The following is a 14,995-nucleotide window of genomic DNA, read 5'->3' on the forward strand; positions in this document are numbered from 1 at the left end:
CAATCTGCTGCTTTTGTGAAATTATTTCATTTCAGCTTGAGTTCATAGCCGCCGCTGCTGCAACAGTGGATGTGCCCGATCCCGGTGACGTGCGGCCCGGTCACCAGCGTATCCTCGTGCGCCAGGCGTTCCAGCAGGCGCTTGCGGGTGTCCAGCGCCTGCGCCGGGTCCATGTCGAAGCCGATGCTCCAGTCCGGATAACGCAGTTGCAACAGCGTGGAATGAATCACATCGCCCCAGATCAGCACGCGCTGGCCGCCGCTCTCGATCTGCACGCCGCTGTGACCCGGCGTGTGCCCGTGCAGCGGCACCATGCTGACGCCGGGCATCACTTGGGCGTTGGCGGGCAGCGGCTTGATGCGTCCCTGGTAGGCTCGCAATGCCGAGTGCGCCAATGTGAACAGGCCGAGCTGCGCCATGACCGGATGGTGTTCCGGCGAGGTCTTGTCGCTCCAGAATGCCAGTTCCTCTTCCGCCAGGTACAAAGTGGCGTTGGGATAGACGGCGCTGCCGTCTTCCGTGACCAGGCCGCCGATATGGTCCTCGTGCATATGCGACAGGATGATGCCCTGGATCTGGTCCAGCGCATAGCCGGCGGACTTCAGCGCCGCCGGCGTCTTGCCGAAACGTGGCCCCAGCTCGCGGCCGCAGCCGGCGTCGATCAGCCACAGCTCATCGTTTTTCTTCAGTAAAAACGCGTTGATCGGCTCGGGTGACGGCCCGGCGGCGGGCAGGCCCGCACGCTTGAACAGCGCCGCGCCTTCGTCCGAAGCGGCGGCGGTAATCATGTCGGTGCTACACAGGAAAATGCCATCCAGCATAGTGGTCAGCGTAAATTCGCCGATGGTGTGGTGTTCAATCATTTCGGTTCTCCATTGATGGTAGTAAGTTGCAGGAATAGTGCTGCGGCGCTGGCCGCCAGGGCCATGGCCATGACGGCGCTCCAGCCGCCTTTGCCCCAGGCCATGCTGGCGGCGGCGGAACCTGCGGCGCCGCAGGCAAATTGGGAGGCCATGAAGACGGTGTTGAAGCGTCCGCGCGCGGTGCCGGCGATGGCCAGAATCCGCGACTGGTTGTAGACCAGCGACATTTGCAGGCCGGTGGTCATCAGCACGGCGCCGAGGCTCAACCCAGCCAGATTGACGAGGGGGATCATGACCATGAAGCTGATGCAGACCAGTCCAATCCCCGCCAGGCCGGCGCGGCGGCCGGCCAGTCGCAAGCCCAAGGGCGCCAGCACCACGCCGAGCAATGCGACCACGCCAAACAAGCCGGCTGAGCCGCTGCTCAGGCCAAACCGAGGCCCTTGCAGCAGCAGCGTGAGGATGGTCCAGAAGGCGCTGAAGCCGAAGAAGATCAGGCTCTGCACCATGGCGGCATTGCGCAGTGCGGCGACATCGCGCACCACCTGATATAGCGACGCCAGCAATTGTGGATAGGGCGCGCGCGACTGCGGCTGGCTATGCGGTAGTCTGGCCCATAGCGACGCCATCATCGTCAGCGACAGCAGGGCGCCGACCAGGAACATCGCGCGCCAGCTGTACCAGGCGCCGATGAAGCCGCTGACCACGCGGGCCAGCAGCACGCCCACCAGCAGGGCGCTGGTGATGGTCGCCAGAATGCGTTCGCGCCGCAGCGGCGGCGACAGCTCGGACGCCAGCGGAATGATTTGCTGCGCAATCGTCGCGAACACGCCAATCAGGATCGACGCCAGCGCCAGGCTGTACAGACCGGGTGCGACGCTGGCGCACAGCGACGCGATCGTCAGGCCCAGACACTGGAGCAGGATCAGCGGGCGTCGGTCGACGCGGTCGCCCAGCGGAACCAGCAGTAGCAGGCCCAGCGCGTAGCCGACCTGCGTGGCGATCGGAATCAGGCTGACATCGGCGCCGATGCTGAAGTCGTCCGCGATCAGGCCGAGCAATGGCTGGTTGTAATACTGCGTGCCGACCGACAGGCCGGTGGCTGCCGCCAGCAGGAATGCCAGGCCGGGGCTGATGCCCGTACTTCCGGTCTTCATTACGCCGCCGCCATCAAGCGGATCGGCGCACCGTCCATCCACGCCAGCAGGTTTTCCACGGTCTCCTGGTAAAAGATCTGGTACGTGCCGCGGGTGACGTAGCCGAGATGTGGCGTCGATAATACGTTGGGCAGGGTACGGAATGGGTGGGAGGAGGGCAGCGGCTCGATATCGAATACGTCCAGCGCGGCGCCGGCGATGCTGCGTTGTGCCAGCGCGGCAATCAGTGCAGCTTCATTGACCAGTCCGCCGCGCGCCGTGTTGACCAGCCAGGCGCCCGGTTTCATCTGTGCCAGTTCCGCCGCGCCGATGATGCCCTTGCTGCGCTCCGACAGCACCAGGTGCAGCGACAGCCAATCCGATTGCTGCAGCAGCGTCGCTTTATCCACCAGCGTGACACCGGCAGCCTCGGCCTTGGATGCGGTCAGGTTCGGACTCCAGGCGATGACCTGCATGCCGAAAGCCCGGCCGACGGCAGCGACGCTGGCGCCGATCCGGCCCAGTCCGAGCAGCCCCAGCGTGCTGCCTTGCAAATCGTTGCCGAGGGCGGTTTGCCATGCGCCCGCGCGCAGCGATTGCTGCTCGGCGTAAAGATGCCGGGCCGACGCCAGGATCAAGGCCCAGGTCAGCTCCGCCGCGCCGTTTGCGCGGCCGCCCGTCCCACTGACCAGCACGCCTTGCCGCGCCGCCGCCGCAAGGTCGATCGAGGCGTTCTGGCCGGCGTTCGAGCCGATGAATTTGAGTTTGGGGAGCCGTTGCAGGATGGCGGCGGTCAGCGGGCTGCGTTCGCGCATGACGCAGATGGCGTCGAACGGCAACAGCCGCTCCACCAGCAGGTCGGCGTCCGCGATGTGGTCCCGGAAGACGGTGAGTTCCGCCCTCGCGGCGACTTCCCACCAGTCTGCGCAGGACAGCGCGACGTCCTGATAGTCGTCCAGAATTGCGACTTTGATCACTTGGATTCTCCGTAAAGTTCAGTACGGAGATATTGACCGATCGGTAAATATATGACAAATTGATCGTTATGATGAAATGTATCTCTGACAGCGATGAAACCAACGACACTACGCAATCTCGATCTCAACCTTCTCCATGTGTTTTCCGTCCTGATGGAGGAGCAAAGCGTCAGCCGAGCGGCTGAGCGGCTGTACATCGGCCAGCCCGGCCTGTCCGGCGCGCTGCGGCGGCTGCGCGAGGCCTTGGGCGACGAATTGTTTGTCCGCGTCGGACGCGGCCTGCAACCGACGCCGAGGGCGCTGGCCCTGGCGCCGGAAATCGCGCGGGCGCTGGCGACCATCGAGCGCGCGGTGCAGGCGCCCGAGGCGTTCGATCCGGCTGGCTGGGAGGGGGAGTTTCGCATCGGCATGTGCGACAACTTCGAGGCGGGGTTTTTTGGTCAGCTGGCGGCGCGCGTGCGCGAACTGGCGCCTGCTGCGCGCGTGCTGGCGGTGGCGTCGAGCAAGCGCGATGCGGTGCAGTTGCTGGAAAGTGGCGCGCATGACATGAGCCTCGCGGTGCATGAGGAGCCGCCGTCATGGCATATCCGTGAGCCGCTGTTCGAGCAGCGCCTGGTCTGCCTCTATGATCCGAGTCAGCTCAGCCTGCCATCGCCGCTGGGTATCGAGGACTATGCAAAGGCGCAACACGTGGTGGTGTCGTCGGAAGGTAGCGAGGAAGCGAACTTCGACCAGGTGCTGGCCGCTGCGGGCATCCGCCGCAATATTGTTGCCGGCGTCTCGCGCCATGCGTCCGTGGCGTCGCTGTTGCGCGCGTTGCCGGCGATTGCCACCGTGCCCGAGGTGACGGCGATGTGCGTGGCGCCACTGTACGGTCTCGCGGTCAGCGAGGCGCCGCTGGCGCTGCCGACGGAGCCGATCTCAATGTTGTATCGGCGCACCGATCAGATGGATGGCCGTTTCATCTGGTTCCGCAGCATGGTGCTGGAGGTGATTTCAGCGCACCGGAAATGAAAAAAGCCGCAGACACATGAAATATGTCTGCGGCTTTTCTACGGAATTCTATGGTGCCCACGGAGGGACTCGAACCCCCACACCTTGCGGCACATGGACCTGAACCATGCGCGTCTACCAATTCCGCCACGTGGGCATTTTACTACTTGCTCTGCTGCGTAGAACGCGTCAGAGGCCAGCACTATACGGTAACAACTCCTTTTCTGCAAGTGTTTTTGTGCTTGCCAGTTGCGATGCACTTTCGTAAGCTGGGTGCTGTCATTGCGATAACACCGGGGAGTGCGATGGATATCATCAGCAACTGGTTCGATAGCCAGAACTTCATGCCGCATGGGCATTGCTTCCTGTGGATGCAGTCCATTCTGTGGACCAGTGTGGTTTCCGACGCCTTGATTGCGCTGGCTTATCTCACCATTCCCATCAGCCTGGTGTACTTCATCCGCAAGCGGCGCGACATGCCGTTCGACTGGATGTTCATCGCTTTTGGCGTATTTATTCTCGCTTGCGGCGCCACCCATGTCATGGATGTGTGGGTGATCTGGCGGCCTGATTATGTGGTGGCTGTTGGCTTGAAGGCGATAACCGCCGTCGCCTCGGTGGTGACGGCCATCGCCATGGTGCGCCTGATTCCGATCGCGCTGCGCATCCCAAGCCCGGCGCAGCTGGCGGCGGTCAATGCCGAGCTGCAAAAAGCCAACGACGACCTGCGCAGCGCCATGGAGCGCGCCGAGGTCGCCAACCGCGCCAAGAGCGCCTTCCTGACGTCGATGAGCCACGAGTTGCGCACGCCGCTGAACGCCATTCTCGGCTATGCCCAGATCCTCAAGCGCGACAAGGGGTTGAGCGTGCCGCAGCAGACCGGCATCAGCACCATCCAGCAGGGCGGGCAGCATTTGCTGGCGCTGATCAACGACGTGCTCGACCTGTCGCGGGTCGATGCCGGTAAGATGGAATTTCATCCGCGCCCGGTACGGCTGGGCGATCTGCTGTCGGTGGTAGCCGACATCATGCGCGTGCGTGCCGAGCAAAAGCATCTGTACTTCGAGCTGGAGTTGATGGACGCCTTGCCGCTGGCGGTTAGCGTGGACGAGACGCGGCTGCGCCAGGTGCTGCTGAACCTGCTCGGCAACGCCGTCAAATTTACCGATCGCGGTGCGGTGCGGCTGCGCGTGTCGCCGTTGCCGCCGGCGCCGGATCAGGCGACCGACGTAGCGCGCCTGCGCTTCGAAGTGGTCGACGAAGGCATCGGCATCGCCGCCGATCAGCAGGAGGCCATTTTCCGGCCGTTCGAGCAGGTGGGCGATGCGTCGCGGCGCGCCGGCGGCACCGGTCTTGGGCTGGCGATCAGCCGCCAGCTGGTGCAGCTGATGGGCGGCGCCTTGCAAGTGGAAAGTGCGCCCGGCAAAGGCAGCCGTTTCTGGTTTGATGTGACGCTGAAAGTGGTGGACGCGCCCGGTGTGCTGATGAGCGGCGAGCGCGTTGCCACCGGCTATGTCGGTCCGCGCAAGACGATTCTGGTGGTGGACGACGTGGCGGCCAACCGAGCATTGCTGCGCGACCTGCTGGGTGCGCTCGGCTTCCGCACCTTTGAGGCGGAAAACGGCATGTCGGCGCTGGCGCAAACGCAGTCGGTGCGGCCGGACATGGTGCTGCTGGATATGATCATGCCCGGCATGGACGGCCTGGAAATCATGCGCCGCCTGCGTGGTGACGTGCGCACCGCCGATACGCCTGTGCTGATGATTTCCGCCAGTTCCACGCCGGAAGAGGAGGAGCGATCGTTGGAGGTGGGCGCCAACGCCTTCCTGTCCAAGCCGGTCAATGAACACGACCTGCTGCGCGAGATCGGCGCGCACCTGAAACTGGAATGGACGGAGTAGAAATGAAAAAAGCCTCCCGAAGGAGGCTTTTAACACGGAATTCTATGGTGCCCACGGAGGGACTCGAACCCCCACACCTTGCGGCACATGGACCTGAACCATGCGCGTCTACCAATTCCGCCACGTGGGCACTGATACTGCTCAACAACTCTGCTATTATATCGACCGGGAGAGTTTTGCGCCAGATGAACTTTTACATTCCTTACTGCACATCAACCCGTCTTGCAGATCCCGCCGCTTGCGCTGCGAGAGACCAGAATTATAGAGCAATCCCCGGCGATGTCAAATACCTCCCAAGAATATTTTTTGAGACACCCTCGATCCGGCATGAATTAGTCAAGCAAGGCGATTCCAAGTACACTACGCCTGTCGTCGTGCCATATATATGCTAACACTGTAAAAATAAGAAAACTTTTGAGCCAATCTACACACACCATTCCCAGCCGTGAGGAAATTCTCGGCATCTTCCGCAGCGTCGACGGTCCACTGGACCTGCGCGCCTTGTCGAAATCGCTGAAAGTCGGCACCGACGCCCAGGCCATCCTGTCGCGTCGCCTGAACGCGATGCAGCGTGACGGCCAGATCTTGATCGATGACGCTGGCCACTACACGCTGGCCGCGCAGACCGGCTTCGTCGCCGGCCGCGTCAGCAGCCACCGCGACGGCTTCGGCTTTGTGATCCCGGACGAGCCGGGCGAAGACCTGTTCCTGCCCGAGAAGGAAATGCAGAAAGTGCTGCATGGCGACCGCGTGCTGGCCAAAGTCATCGGCGTTGACCGCCGCGGCCGCCCGGAAGGCACGATTGTCGAAGTCACCCAGCGTGCCAATACCCACATCATCGGCCGCCTGCTGAACGAGAGCGGCGTGTGGGTGGTCGCGCCGGAAGACCAGCGCATTTCACAGGACGTGCTGGTGGAAGGTTCGGTCGGCAAGGCCAAGGCTGGCCAGGTGGTCAGCGTTGAGCTGACCGAGCAGCCGATGCGCTTCAAGCAGCCGGTCGGCAAGATCGTCGAAGTGCTGGGTTCGCTGGACGATCCCGGCATGGAAATCGAAATTGCCGTGCGCAAGTTCGGCGTGCCGCACATCTTCTCGGACGCCGCGCTGAAACAAGCCGCCAAGCTGCCGGACCATGTGCGTGAAGCCGACTGGGGCGAACGCGTCGATTTGCGCGACGTGCCGCTGGTCACCATCGACGGCGAAGACGCGCGCGACTTCGACGATGCGGTCTACTGTGAACCGGTCAAGATCGGCCGCAGCAACGGCTACCGCCTGATCGTCGCGATTGCCGACGTCAGCCACTACGTCAAGCCGAACGACGCGCTGGATGCCGACGCGCTGGAGCGCAGCACCTCGGTCTACTTCCCGCGCCGTGTGATTCCCATGCTGCCGGAAAAACTGTCCAACGGCCTGTGCTCGCTGAACCCGGCGGTCGACCGTCTGACGCTGGTGTGCGACGCCGTGATCACCGCCAAGGGCGAGATCAAGGCTTACCAGTTCTATCCGGCCGTGATCCACTCGGCTGCGCGCCTGACCTATACCGAAGTGGCCGACATCCTGGGTAACACCAAGGGCCCGGAAGCCGCGCGCCGCCCAGGCATCGTGCCGCATCTGCTGAATCTGTACGACGTGTTCCAGGCGCTGCTGAAAGCGCGCGCGGAACGTGGCGCCATCGATTTCGAGACCACCGAAACCTATATCGTCTGCAATCCGAACGGCAAGATCGAGAAGATCATCCCGCGCACCCGCAATGATGCGCACCGTCTGATTGAAGAATGCATGTTGACCGCCAACGTTTGCGCGGCCGACCTGCTGATCCGCAACAAGCATCCAGGCACCTACCGGATTCACGCGACGCCGAGCGGTGAGAAGCTCAAGCAAGTACGCAGCTTCCTCAAGCAGGTCAACCTGAATCTGGCGGGCGGCGACAAGCCGGCTGCGGGCGACTACGCTGCGCTGATGCGCGAGATCAAAGGGCGTCCGGACGCGTCGCTGCTGCAGACCATGCTGTTGCGCTCGATGCAGCAGGCGGTCTACTCGCCGGACAACATCGGCCACTTCGGCCTGGCGTATGAGGCGTATGCCCACTTCACCAGCCCGATTCGCCGTTATCCGGACTTGCTGACGCACCGTGCCATCAAGGCCATCCTGCTGGGTAAAAAATACGAGCCGAAGATTGCCAGCACCAGCGTGCTGAACACCAACGTCTCGAACGCTACCCGCAAGCAGCAAGCCAAGGACAAGGCCGAGGGCAAAGAGAAAAAAGCCGGCGACCTGACCGTGTGGGACGCGCTGGGCGTGCACTGCTCGGCCAACGAGCGCCGCGCCGACGAAGCGTCGCGCGATGTCGAGAACTGGCTGAAGTGCTACTTCATGCAGGACAAGCTGGGCGAGGAATACACCGGCGTCATCACCGGCGTGGCCACCTTCGGCATCTTCGTGCAGCTGGATCAGCTGTTCGTCGAAGGCATGGTGCACATCACCGACCTGGGCCAGGATTACTTCCAGTACGACGATGCGCGTCATGAGCTGAAAGGCGAACGCTCCGGCAAGACCTTCCAGCTGACCGACCACGTCAGCGTGCAGGTGGTGCGCGTGGACCTGGAGTCGCGCAAGATCGATCTGCGCTTGGCAGGGGCCGATGCGCCGCCGCCACGTCCTGACAAGGGTGAGCGTCAGGCCAAAGATCGCAAGACCAATATCAAGCCGGCTCCGGCGATCCCGGCGCCGGCCGCCAAGGCGGGCAAGCCGTCGCGCAAGCCAGCCGCTGTCGCCAAGCCAGCAGCCGCCAAGCCGGCTGCTGCTCAGCCGAGCGCGGCCCGGCCGAAAGCCAAGACCAAGGCTGCACCCGCAGCCAAACCCAGAGCAGTCAAAGCTGCCTCTAATAGTAAGAAGAAGCGATAATGAGTAAGAACAAAATGATTTTTGGTTTTCACGCGGTGACCTCGCGTTTGCGTCACGAGGCCGCCTCTGTGGAAGAAATTTTCGTCGATGCCGGTCGTGACGACCGCCGCATGAAGGATTTGATCGCCAACGCGAAAGCGGCTGGCGTGCGCGTGATGCCGGTCGATTCGGCACGTCTGGACAAGATTGTTGGCACCCGTCGTCACCAGGGCGTGATTGCGTTTGCGTCGCAGCTGGCGCTGGCGCGCAACCTGGATGAGCTGCTGGATGCGATTGATGGTCCGCCGCTGCTGCTGGTGCTGGATGGCATTACCGATCCGCATAACCTGGGCGCTTGCCTGCGCGTGGCCGATGGCGTTGGCGCGCATGCGGTGATTGTGCCGAAGGACCGCGCGGTTGGTTTGAATGCGACGGCGGCCAAGGTGGCGTCGGGCGCGGCTGAGACCGTGCCATACATCACCGTGACCAATCTGGCGCGCACCCTGCGTGACCTGAAGGATCGCGATATCTGGCTGATCGGTACGTCGGATGATGGCGAAAAAGGCCTGTACGAAGCCGACTTCACCGGCCCGACTGCGCTGGTGATGGGTTCGGAAGGCGAGGGCATGCGCCGCCTGACGCGCGAGACGTGCGACATGCTGGTCAGCATTCCGATGTTCGGCTCGGTTGAGAGTCTGAACGTGTCGGTGGCGTCGGGTGTCTGCCTGTACGAAGCACGCCGTCAACGTATCGCCAAGGAAGGCTAACAGCCTTCCTGACCCCCGGGGCGTTCCGCCGTCCAGGGTCTGACCCCGGACGGGGTCTGACCCCGTCTCACCGGGGTTCCGGGTTGGAAGTACGCTACCATTACAGCGTTACCGTCGTTATCCCCGCACAACCATGTTCCACCGCCTCCGCCAGGACATCAACAGCATCATCGAACGCGATCCCGCCGCCCGCAACGCCTGGGAGGTGTTGACCTGCTATCCGGGTCTGCAAGCCATCGTGCTGCACCGCTGGGCGCACTGGTACTGGACCCACAAGCTGAAATGGCTGGGCCGCTTCGTCTCCTACCTGGCCCGCATCATCACCGGCATTGAAATCCACCCTGGCGCCAGCATCGGCCGCCGCGTCTTCATCGACCACGGCTTCGGCGTGGTGATCGGCGAAACCGCCGAAGTCGGCGACGATTGCACCATCTACCAGGGCGTGACGCTGGGCGGCACCTCGCTGCATACCGGCGCCAAGCGCCATCCCACTCTGGGACGCGGCGTTATCATCGGCGCCGGCGCCAAGGTGCTGGGCGGTTTTACGGTCGGCGACTACGCCAAGGTCGGCTCCAACGCCGTGCTGCTGAAACCGGTACCGCCAGGGGCGACCGCCGTCGGCAATCCGGCCCACATCGTACAAAAGGATTTACTCAACGCCGCCGGCAACCCGTTCGCCGCCTACGGCGTCACGCCCAACGGCGACGATCCGCTGTCGAAAGCGCTGCGCGGACTGATCGAACACGCCGCCAAGCAGGAGCAGCGCATCGAGCAGCTGGCGGCGACCATGCGGGCGGCCGGGCTGGAATGCCAGAGCGTGCCCGAGTGTGATAAATTGAATTCTGACCAACTGAACAAGCTCGTCGAATAAGGAAGCAAGTCATGGAAGATACGCCCGATGGCGCAGAAGTGCTGGACCCGTTTGAAATCCGCGTGCTGGCCGTGCTGGCCGAGAAGGAAGCGCTGACGCCCGATAACTACCCGCTGTCGCTGAACGCGCTGGTCAACGGCTGCAACCAGCTGTCCAGCCGCGATCCGGTGATGGCGCTGTCGGAGGAAGCGGTGTCCGAAGTGCTGCAGCGGCTGATGCAGCGCAAGTACGTCAACGGCATCACCCAGGCTGGCGCGCGCGTCACCAAGTACGAGCACCGCATGCGCATCAAGTGGTCGCTGGAGCAGGACAAGGTGGCCGTGCTGAGCATCCTGATGCTGCGCGGCCTGCAAACCGCCGGCGAGATCCGCACCCGCAGCGGCCGCCTGCATGATTTCAAATCGGTGGCCGATGTTGAACAGGCGCTGCAATTCTTGATCGACAAATACCCGCCACTGGTGTCCAAGTTGCCGCTGGCGCCGGGCACCAAGGAGCCGCGTTACGGCCAGTTGCTGGGCGGCGAAGAAGCATTGGCGCGCGAAGAAACCGCCGCCAGCCTGGGCGGTTCGGTCGCGCAGGGCAGCCGCGTTGGCGCGCTGGAGCAGGAAGTGCAGCAACTGCGCCGCCAGGTGGAAGACCTGACCGCGCAGTTTGCCGAGTTCCGCAAGCAGTTCGAATAACGATCGATATTATTCAAACTGGATCAGGGCGTCGTTGGCGTATTGCTTGTTGCCGATGGGGACGGAGTAGCTTTTGCCGTCCTTGCTGACCTTCAGCTCGACGCGGGTGGCGCCGTCGATCAGGGTGGCGCTGGTAATGTCACGGTCGGCATGCACGCTCAGTTTGAAGTCCTTGAACGAGCACCAGTCCGTCGTCAGCGTCAGGGTATTGATCAGGGCGCGTACGAAGAACGGGATGTAGTTCTTCGCCACACTTACCAGCACCCGGCATTCGAGCCGGATATCGCCCAGCCGGCGCGTGCCGGCCGGAACGCCGGCGCTGCGCACGTCCGGCATCCAGCTGTAGTAGCTCTTTTTCTGATTCAGCACCACGTCCGCATTGTCGTCTTCCGCCGCGCGGTTGCGGGGCAGGGAGAAGCTGTGGTCTTCCGCCAGCGGCAGCGGGATTTCCGTCTGGTCTCCCAACAGCCTTACCGTCAGGCTGTCGAAAGCGTCGGCCGGCGCTTTGCTGCTTTTATACAGGCGGAAGCGGACCAGCGATGCGTTCGGCGCCAGCTCGTGGTTGTCGTCGAAGGCGTCCAGCCCGGACAGCATGTAGCGGTACGGTTGCAGCTCCGGACTGCGGGTGCCGTTGATGACCACCAGTTGTCCGGCGTCATCTTCGGCCCGGGCTTGCTGTTGCCACAACAGCGGCAGCAGCAAGGTGGCGATGGCAGCGTGGCGGCTCCATGTCATGGCGGTCATGCTGTCAGACTTCTTCGCGGCGGCGGCGCATGTAAATGGCGACCGCAATCATGGCCACGCCGGCGGCGGCGCCGATCCATACGCTGGCGTTGCCCAGCGTGCTCCACGACGCCTCGAAGATGATGGTCGACACCGAGACGCCCGGCGTTTCCGGCGGCACGCTCAGCGGCGGCCGGTCGAATCCGATCCACGAGCCCGGCACCACGCCCAGCAGGATGCGGCTGGAGATGTGGCTGGCGAACCAGATCGCATCAACGCCGAAGTGCAGCGCTTTTTGCGCCCACACCAGCAGCAGGGTGGTGATGATCGGCGTGCCGACCGCCCACAGAAACACTTTGGAACGCGCCATGCTCGACACCATCAGCAGCCAGCCCACGGTCGGCAAGGCCCACAGGATGTACACCGGCAGCAGGGCGACCATGCGCAGCGGCGTCAGATAGAACTGCGGCGTCATCAGCAGCGCACCGAACAGATTGGTGCCGTGCATCGCCGCCAGGCCGCACAAGTGCAGCACCATCAGCAGCCCGACCGCGATGGCCACGCCCAGCGTGATCAGCGGCGCGACGACCAGCGCCGTCACCAGCTTGGACAACACGGTCATGCTGTCCGACACCGGCAGCGACTTCCAGAACAGCAGGCTGCGGTCGCGGCGCTCGTCGTGCAGTGCGCCGAGGCAGTAGAAGAACACCAGCAGGCCGAGCACCATCAGGATCGGCATGCCGGGCGTGACATACATCTCGCCCATGGTCTCGACGATGCGGGTGCGCGCCGTGCCTTCGATGGTGACGCTGAGCGGCTGGTTGTACAGTCGGATATTATCCAGGTTGCCGAGGATCAGGCCGGTGAACATCAAGGCGACGACGGCGCCGGCGATGACGATGGGCGTCCACAGCAGCATGCCCTTGTTTTCCCACATCTCGCGCTTGATCAGCCATTTCAGGGTTTTCATGCGTAGCTTCCTTTCATGGTCGCAACGAACAGGTCGGCCACGCTGGGCGTGCGCAGTTCGCCAAAATTAGACAGTTGTGCGCGGTTGACGCCGTCGAACAGCATCACCGGTTTGCCGAACACGGTGCGCTGGCTCAGCGGTTGCAGTGCATTGGCGGCGGCGATGAATTGCGGCTCGACCATCACCTCGGTAAAGCGCTCGCTCACCTCATCCATCGACGCCGCCAGCGAGATCTTGCCGTTCTCAATGAACAGGAGGTCGGTGAGGATGTGCTCGACTTCCTCGATCTGGTGGGTGGTGATCAGGATGGTCTTGTGTTCGTCGAAGTAGTCTTCCAGCAGGTTCTGGTAGAACTGTTTGCGGTACAGGATGTCCAGCCCCAGCGTCGGTTCGTCCAGCACCAGCAGCTTGGCGTCGATCGCCATCACCAGCGCCAGGTGCAGCTGCACCACCATGCCCTTGGACATAGCCTTGACCTTCATGTTCGGCGTCAGCTTGGTGTTGGCCAGGTATTTCTCGGCCTTGGCGCGGTTGAAGCGCGGATGCACGCCTTCGACAAAATCGATGGCGTCCTTGACCTTGAGCCAGCGCGGCAGGATGGCGACGTCGGCAATGAAGCAGACCTCGTTCATCAGCGCCTCGCGCTGCTGGCGCGGGTCCATGCCCAGCACCGACAGCTGGCCCTCGAACGGGGTCAGGCCGAGGATAGCCTTGAGGGTGGTGGTCTTGCCGGAGCCGTTGGGGCCGATCAGGCCGACGATGCGGCCGGACTCCACCGTAAAGCTGACGTTGTCCAGCGCGGCCTGCTTGCCGTAGCGCTTGTTCAGGCCGCCGGCGGTGATGACGGCGCTCATGCCGCACCTCCGGCTGCCGGTTTCAGCAGCGATTCCAGGTCCAGGCCCAGGCGGCGAATGCGTTCCAGCACCACGGGCCAGTCTTCGCGCAGGAAGCGTTCGCGTTCGGTGGCCAGCAGTTTGTCGCGGGCGCCATCAGTCACATACATACCTATTCCCCTCCGTTTTTCGACCAGCGTTTCGTCCACCAGCTCCTGGTAGGCACGCGATACTGTGATTGGGTTGAGTTGATACTCGGCGGCGATCTGCCGGACCGAGGGCAGGGCATCGCCTGGCTTGAGCAAGCCGTCCAGCACCATGCCGACGACTTTGTCCTTGAGCTGCCGATAGATCGGCGCGTTGTCATTCCACATACATAGTTACCCCTTACGTGTGTTAATGAAGTGGTGTTGTAGTGAACTATAACACTACGAATCAAAAAAGCAAACAATTTTGCCTGCTGCGCACGATTGAGCGCCGTGATTATTGCGGCAATGTTATATAGTCTGATAGTTACCTCAATAAACATTCTAGGGGATTTGATGACTGCAAATAATATCGATCAGCGCCTCGGCAATCTGATCACGCAACACGAAAGCGATATCCTGTCCATCTGGGCGACTGAGCTGGCGGGCAAGAGCTTCCGCAGCGATGAAGCGACCATGCAGCGCCACACGCGCCAGTTCCTGGCGCTGCTGCCGGCCGCCATCGCCACCGGCGGCACCGGCGACACCAACCTGCGCCAGTGGGACGAAGTGCGCAATCTGCTGGGCGAAGTGTCGACCCAGCGCGCCAAGCAGGGCTCGTCCCCAAATGAAACCGCGACCTTCGTGTTTTCGCTCAAGCAGCCGCTGTTCACCATGTTGCGGCGTGAGCTGGACGCCGAACCGGCGGTGCTGGCCGACGCCTCGTGGGCGATCAGCACCTTGCTCGACCAGCTGGGCCTGTACACGCTGGAAGTGTTCCAGAAAAGCCGCGACCAGATCATCGTGCGCCAGCAGCATGAGCTGATGGAACTGTCGACGCCGGTCGTCAAGCTGTGGCAGGACATCCTGGCCTTGCCGCTGATCGGCACGCTCGACAGCGCGCGCAGCCAGGTGGTGATGGAAAGCCTGCTGGAAAAAATCGTCGAAACCGGCGCCGCCATCGCCATCATCGACATCACCGGCGTGCCGACCGTCGACACGCTGGTGGCGCAGCATCTGATGAAGACGATCGCCGCCGCGCGCCTGATGGGCGCCGACTGCATCATCAGTGGCATTCGTCCGCAGATCGCCCAGACCATCGTGCACCTCGGCGTCAATCTGGAGGACGTGGTGACCAAGGCGACGCTGGCCGACGCCTTTGTTGTGGCCCTGGCGCGCGTCGGCGCGACCATCACCCGCAAGGCGTGAGCGCAGC

General features: G+C 62.9%; 14 protein-coding genes and 2 tRNA genes. 7 read left to right on the forward strand and 9 right to left on the reverse strand.

Annotated features, from left to right (window positions below):
• Window positions 1-26: 26 nt before the first annotated feature.
• The 3 genes from GTP69_RS15890 to GTP69_RS15900 are packed head-to-tail and all read right to left on the reverse strand — an operon-like array spanning window position 27 to window position 2,976.
• Entirely contained in the window at window positions 27-863 is an 837-nt protein-coding gene (locus GTP69_RS15890; RefSeq protein ID WP_161055774.1) for an MBL fold metallo-hydrolase, read from the reverse strand.
• Window positions 860-2,020 (reverse strand): MFS transporter, encoded by a 1,161-nt coding sequence (locus GTP69_RS15895; RefSeq protein ID WP_161055775.1) that lies wholly within the window; start codon window positions 2,018-2,020, stop codon window positions 860-862. The genes GTP69_RS15890 and GTP69_RS15895 overlap by 4 nt, the downstream gene beginning before the upstream one ends.
• Window positions 2,020-2,976: a D-2-hydroxyacid dehydrogenase family protein gene (locus GTP69_RS15900; protein ID WP_161055776.1), complete on the reverse strand. Its 957-nt coding sequence runs from the start codon at window positions 2,974-2,976 to the stop codon at window positions 2,020-2,022. Before GTP69_RS15900 ends, GTP69_RS15895 begins: the two co-directional genes overlap by 1 nt.
• Window positions 2,977-3,069: 93 nt before the next feature.
• Here GTP69_RS15900 and GTP69_RS15905 point away from each other — a divergent pair, with 93 nt between their 5' ends.
• Window positions 3,070-3,990 carry a LysR family transcriptional regulator gene (locus GTP69_RS15905; protein ID WP_161055777.1) on the forward strand — a complete coding sequence of 307 codons (921 nt, stop codon included), beginning with the start codon at window positions 3,070-3,072 and terminating at the stop codon, window positions 3,988-3,990.
• Window positions 3,991-4,041: 51 nt separating this feature from the next.
• On the opposite strand, the gene GTP69_RS15910 is transcribed toward GTP69_RS15905, so the two are convergent.
• A tRNA-Leu gene (locus GTP69_RS15910) sits at window positions 4,042-4,126 on the reverse strand.
• A gap of 148 nt (window positions 4,127-4,274) precedes the next feature.
• Here GTP69_RS15910 and GTP69_RS15915 point away from each other — a divergent pair.
• Entirely contained in the window at window positions 4,275-5,870 is a 1,596-nt protein-coding gene (locus GTP69_RS15915; protein ID WP_161055778.1) for an ATP-binding protein, read from the forward strand.
• Window positions 5,871-5,915: 45 nt separating this feature from the next.
• On the opposite strand, the gene GTP69_RS15920 is transcribed toward GTP69_RS15915, so the two are convergent.
• Window positions 5,916-6,000: transfer RNA gene (locus tag GTP69_RS15920), tRNA-Leu, on the reverse strand.
• Between the two features lie 284 nt (window positions 6,001-6,284).
• On the opposite strand from GTP69_RS15920, the gene rnr reads away from it, so the two are divergent.
• The 4 genes from rnr (at window position 6,285) to GTP69_RS15940 (ending at window position 11,068) form a co-directional block, all read left to right on the forward strand.
• On the forward strand, window positions 6,285-8,771 hold the full coding sequence (gene rnr, locus GTP69_RS15925) for a ribonuclease R (protein WP_161055779.1): 2,487 nt from the start codon (window positions 6,285-6,287) through the stop codon (window positions 8,769-8,771).
• Window positions 8,771-9,517 (forward strand): 23S rRNA (guanosine(2251)-2'-O)-methyltransferase RlmB, encoded by a 747-nt coding sequence (gene rlmB, locus GTP69_RS15930; RefSeq protein ID WP_110848355.1) that lies wholly within the window; start codon window positions 8,771-8,773, stop codon window positions 9,515-9,517. Before rnr ends, rlmB begins: the two co-directional genes overlap by 1 nt.
• Before the next feature lie 133 nt (window positions 9,518-9,650).
• Window positions 9,651-10,388 (forward strand): serine O-acetyltransferase, encoded by a 738-nt coding sequence (cysE, locus tag GTP69_RS15935; RefSeq protein ID WP_161055780.1) that lies wholly within the window; start codon window positions 9,651-9,653, stop codon window positions 10,386-10,388.
• A gap of 11 nt (window positions 10,389-10,399) precedes the next feature.
• Window positions 10,400-11,068 (forward strand): YceH family protein, encoded by a 669-nt coding sequence (locus tag GTP69_RS15940; RefSeq protein ID WP_161055781.1) that lies wholly within the window; start codon window positions 10,400-10,402, stop codon window positions 11,066-11,068.
• 9 nt (window positions 11,069-11,077) lie between these two features.
• Here the strand turns inward: GTP69_RS15940 and GTP69_RS15945 are convergent, their stop codons facing one another.
• Genes GTP69_RS15945 through GTP69_RS15960 form a run of 4 tightly spaced genes read right to left on the reverse strand, consistent with a single transcriptional unit; the run spans window position 11,078 to window position 13,968 of the window.
• Window positions 11,078-11,812: a hypothetical protein gene (locus GTP69_RS15945; RefSeq protein ID WP_229260976.1), complete on the reverse strand. Its 735-nt coding sequence runs from the start codon at window positions 11,810-11,812 to the stop codon at window positions 11,078-11,080.
• 4 nt (window positions 11,813-11,816) lie between these two features.
• Window positions 11,817-12,761 (reverse strand): hypothetical protein, encoded by a 945-nt coding sequence (locus tag GTP69_RS15950; protein WP_161055782.1) that lies wholly within the window; start codon window positions 12,759-12,761, stop codon window positions 11,817-11,819.
• Window positions 12,758-13,615: an ABC transporter ATP-binding protein gene (locus GTP69_RS15955; protein ID WP_161055783.1), complete on the reverse strand. Its 858-nt coding sequence runs from the start codon at window positions 13,613-13,615 to the stop codon at window positions 12,758-12,760. Before GTP69_RS15955 ends, GTP69_RS15950 begins: the two co-directional genes overlap by 4 nt.
• Window positions 13,612-13,968 (reverse strand): GntR family transcriptional regulator, encoded by a 357-nt coding sequence (locus GTP69_RS15960; RefSeq protein ID WP_161045751.1) that lies wholly within the window; start codon window positions 13,966-13,968, stop codon window positions 13,612-13,614. Before GTP69_RS15960 ends, GTP69_RS15955 begins: the two co-directional genes overlap by 4 nt.
• Before the next feature lie 168 nt (window positions 13,969-14,136).
• Between GTP69_RS15960 and GTP69_RS15965 the strand changes: the two genes are divergently transcribed.
• Window positions 14,137-14,988, forward strand: a complete 852-nt coding sequence (locus GTP69_RS15965; RefSeq protein WP_161055784.1) for an STAS domain-containing protein — start codon at window positions 14,137-14,139, stop codon at window positions 14,986-14,988.
• Window positions 14,989-14,995 lie beyond the last annotated feature (7 nt).

Origin of the sequence: Duganella levis (assembly GCF_009857605.1) — a bacterium.
Classification (GTDB): domain Bacteria; phylum Pseudomonadota; class Gammaproteobacteria; order Burkholderiales; family Burkholderiaceae_D; genus Rugamonas; species Rugamonas levis.

Excerpts from the sequence above, each read along its gene's own strand:
- GTP69_RS15890 (WP_161055774.1), bottom strand. The coding sequence starts at position 863 with ATGATTGAACACCACACCATCGGCGAATTTACGCTGACCACTATGCTG.
- GTP69_RS15895 (WP_161055775.1), bottom strand. The coding sequence starts at position 2,020 with ATGAAGACCGGAAGTACGGGCATCAGCCCCGGCCTGGCATTCCTGCTG.
- GTP69_RS15905 (WP_161055777.1), top strand. The coding sequence starts at position 3,070 with ATGAAACCAACGACACTACGCAATCTCGATCTCAACCTTCTCCATGTG.
- GTP69_RS15915 (WP_161055778.1), top strand. The coding sequence starts at position 4,275 with ATGGATATCATCAGCAACTGGTTCGATAGCCAGAACTTCATGCCGCAT.
- rlmB (WP_110848355.1), top strand. The coding sequence starts at position 8,771 with ATGAGTAAGAACAAAATGATTTTTGGTTTTCACGCGGTGACCTCGCGT.
- cysE (WP_161055780.1), top strand. The coding sequence starts at position 9,651 with ATGTTCCACCGCCTCCGCCAGGACATCAACAGCATCATCGAACGCGAT.
- GTP69_RS15940 (WP_161055781.1), top strand. The coding sequence starts at position 10,400 with ATGGAAGATACGCCCGATGGCGCAGAAGTGCTGGACCCGTTTGAAATC.
- GTP69_RS15945 (WP_229260976.1), bottom strand. The coding sequence starts at position 11,812 with ATGACCGCCATGACATGGAGCCGCCACGCTGCCATCGCCACCTTGCTG.
- GTP69_RS15950 (WP_161055782.1), bottom strand. The coding sequence starts at position 12,761 with ATGAAAACCCTGAAATGGCTGATCAAGCGCGAGATGTGGGAAAACAAG.
- GTP69_RS15955 (WP_161055783.1), bottom strand. The coding sequence starts at position 13,615 with ATGAGCGCCGTCATCACCGCCGGCGGCCTGAACAAGCGCTACGGCAAG.
- GTP69_RS15960 (WP_161045751.1), bottom strand. The coding sequence starts at position 13,968 with ATGTGGAATGACAACGCGCCGATCTATCGGCAGCTCAAGGACAAAGTC.
- GTP69_RS15965 (WP_161055784.1), top strand. The coding sequence starts at position 14,137 with ATGACTGCAAATAATATCGATCAGCGCCTCGGCAATCTGATCACGCAA.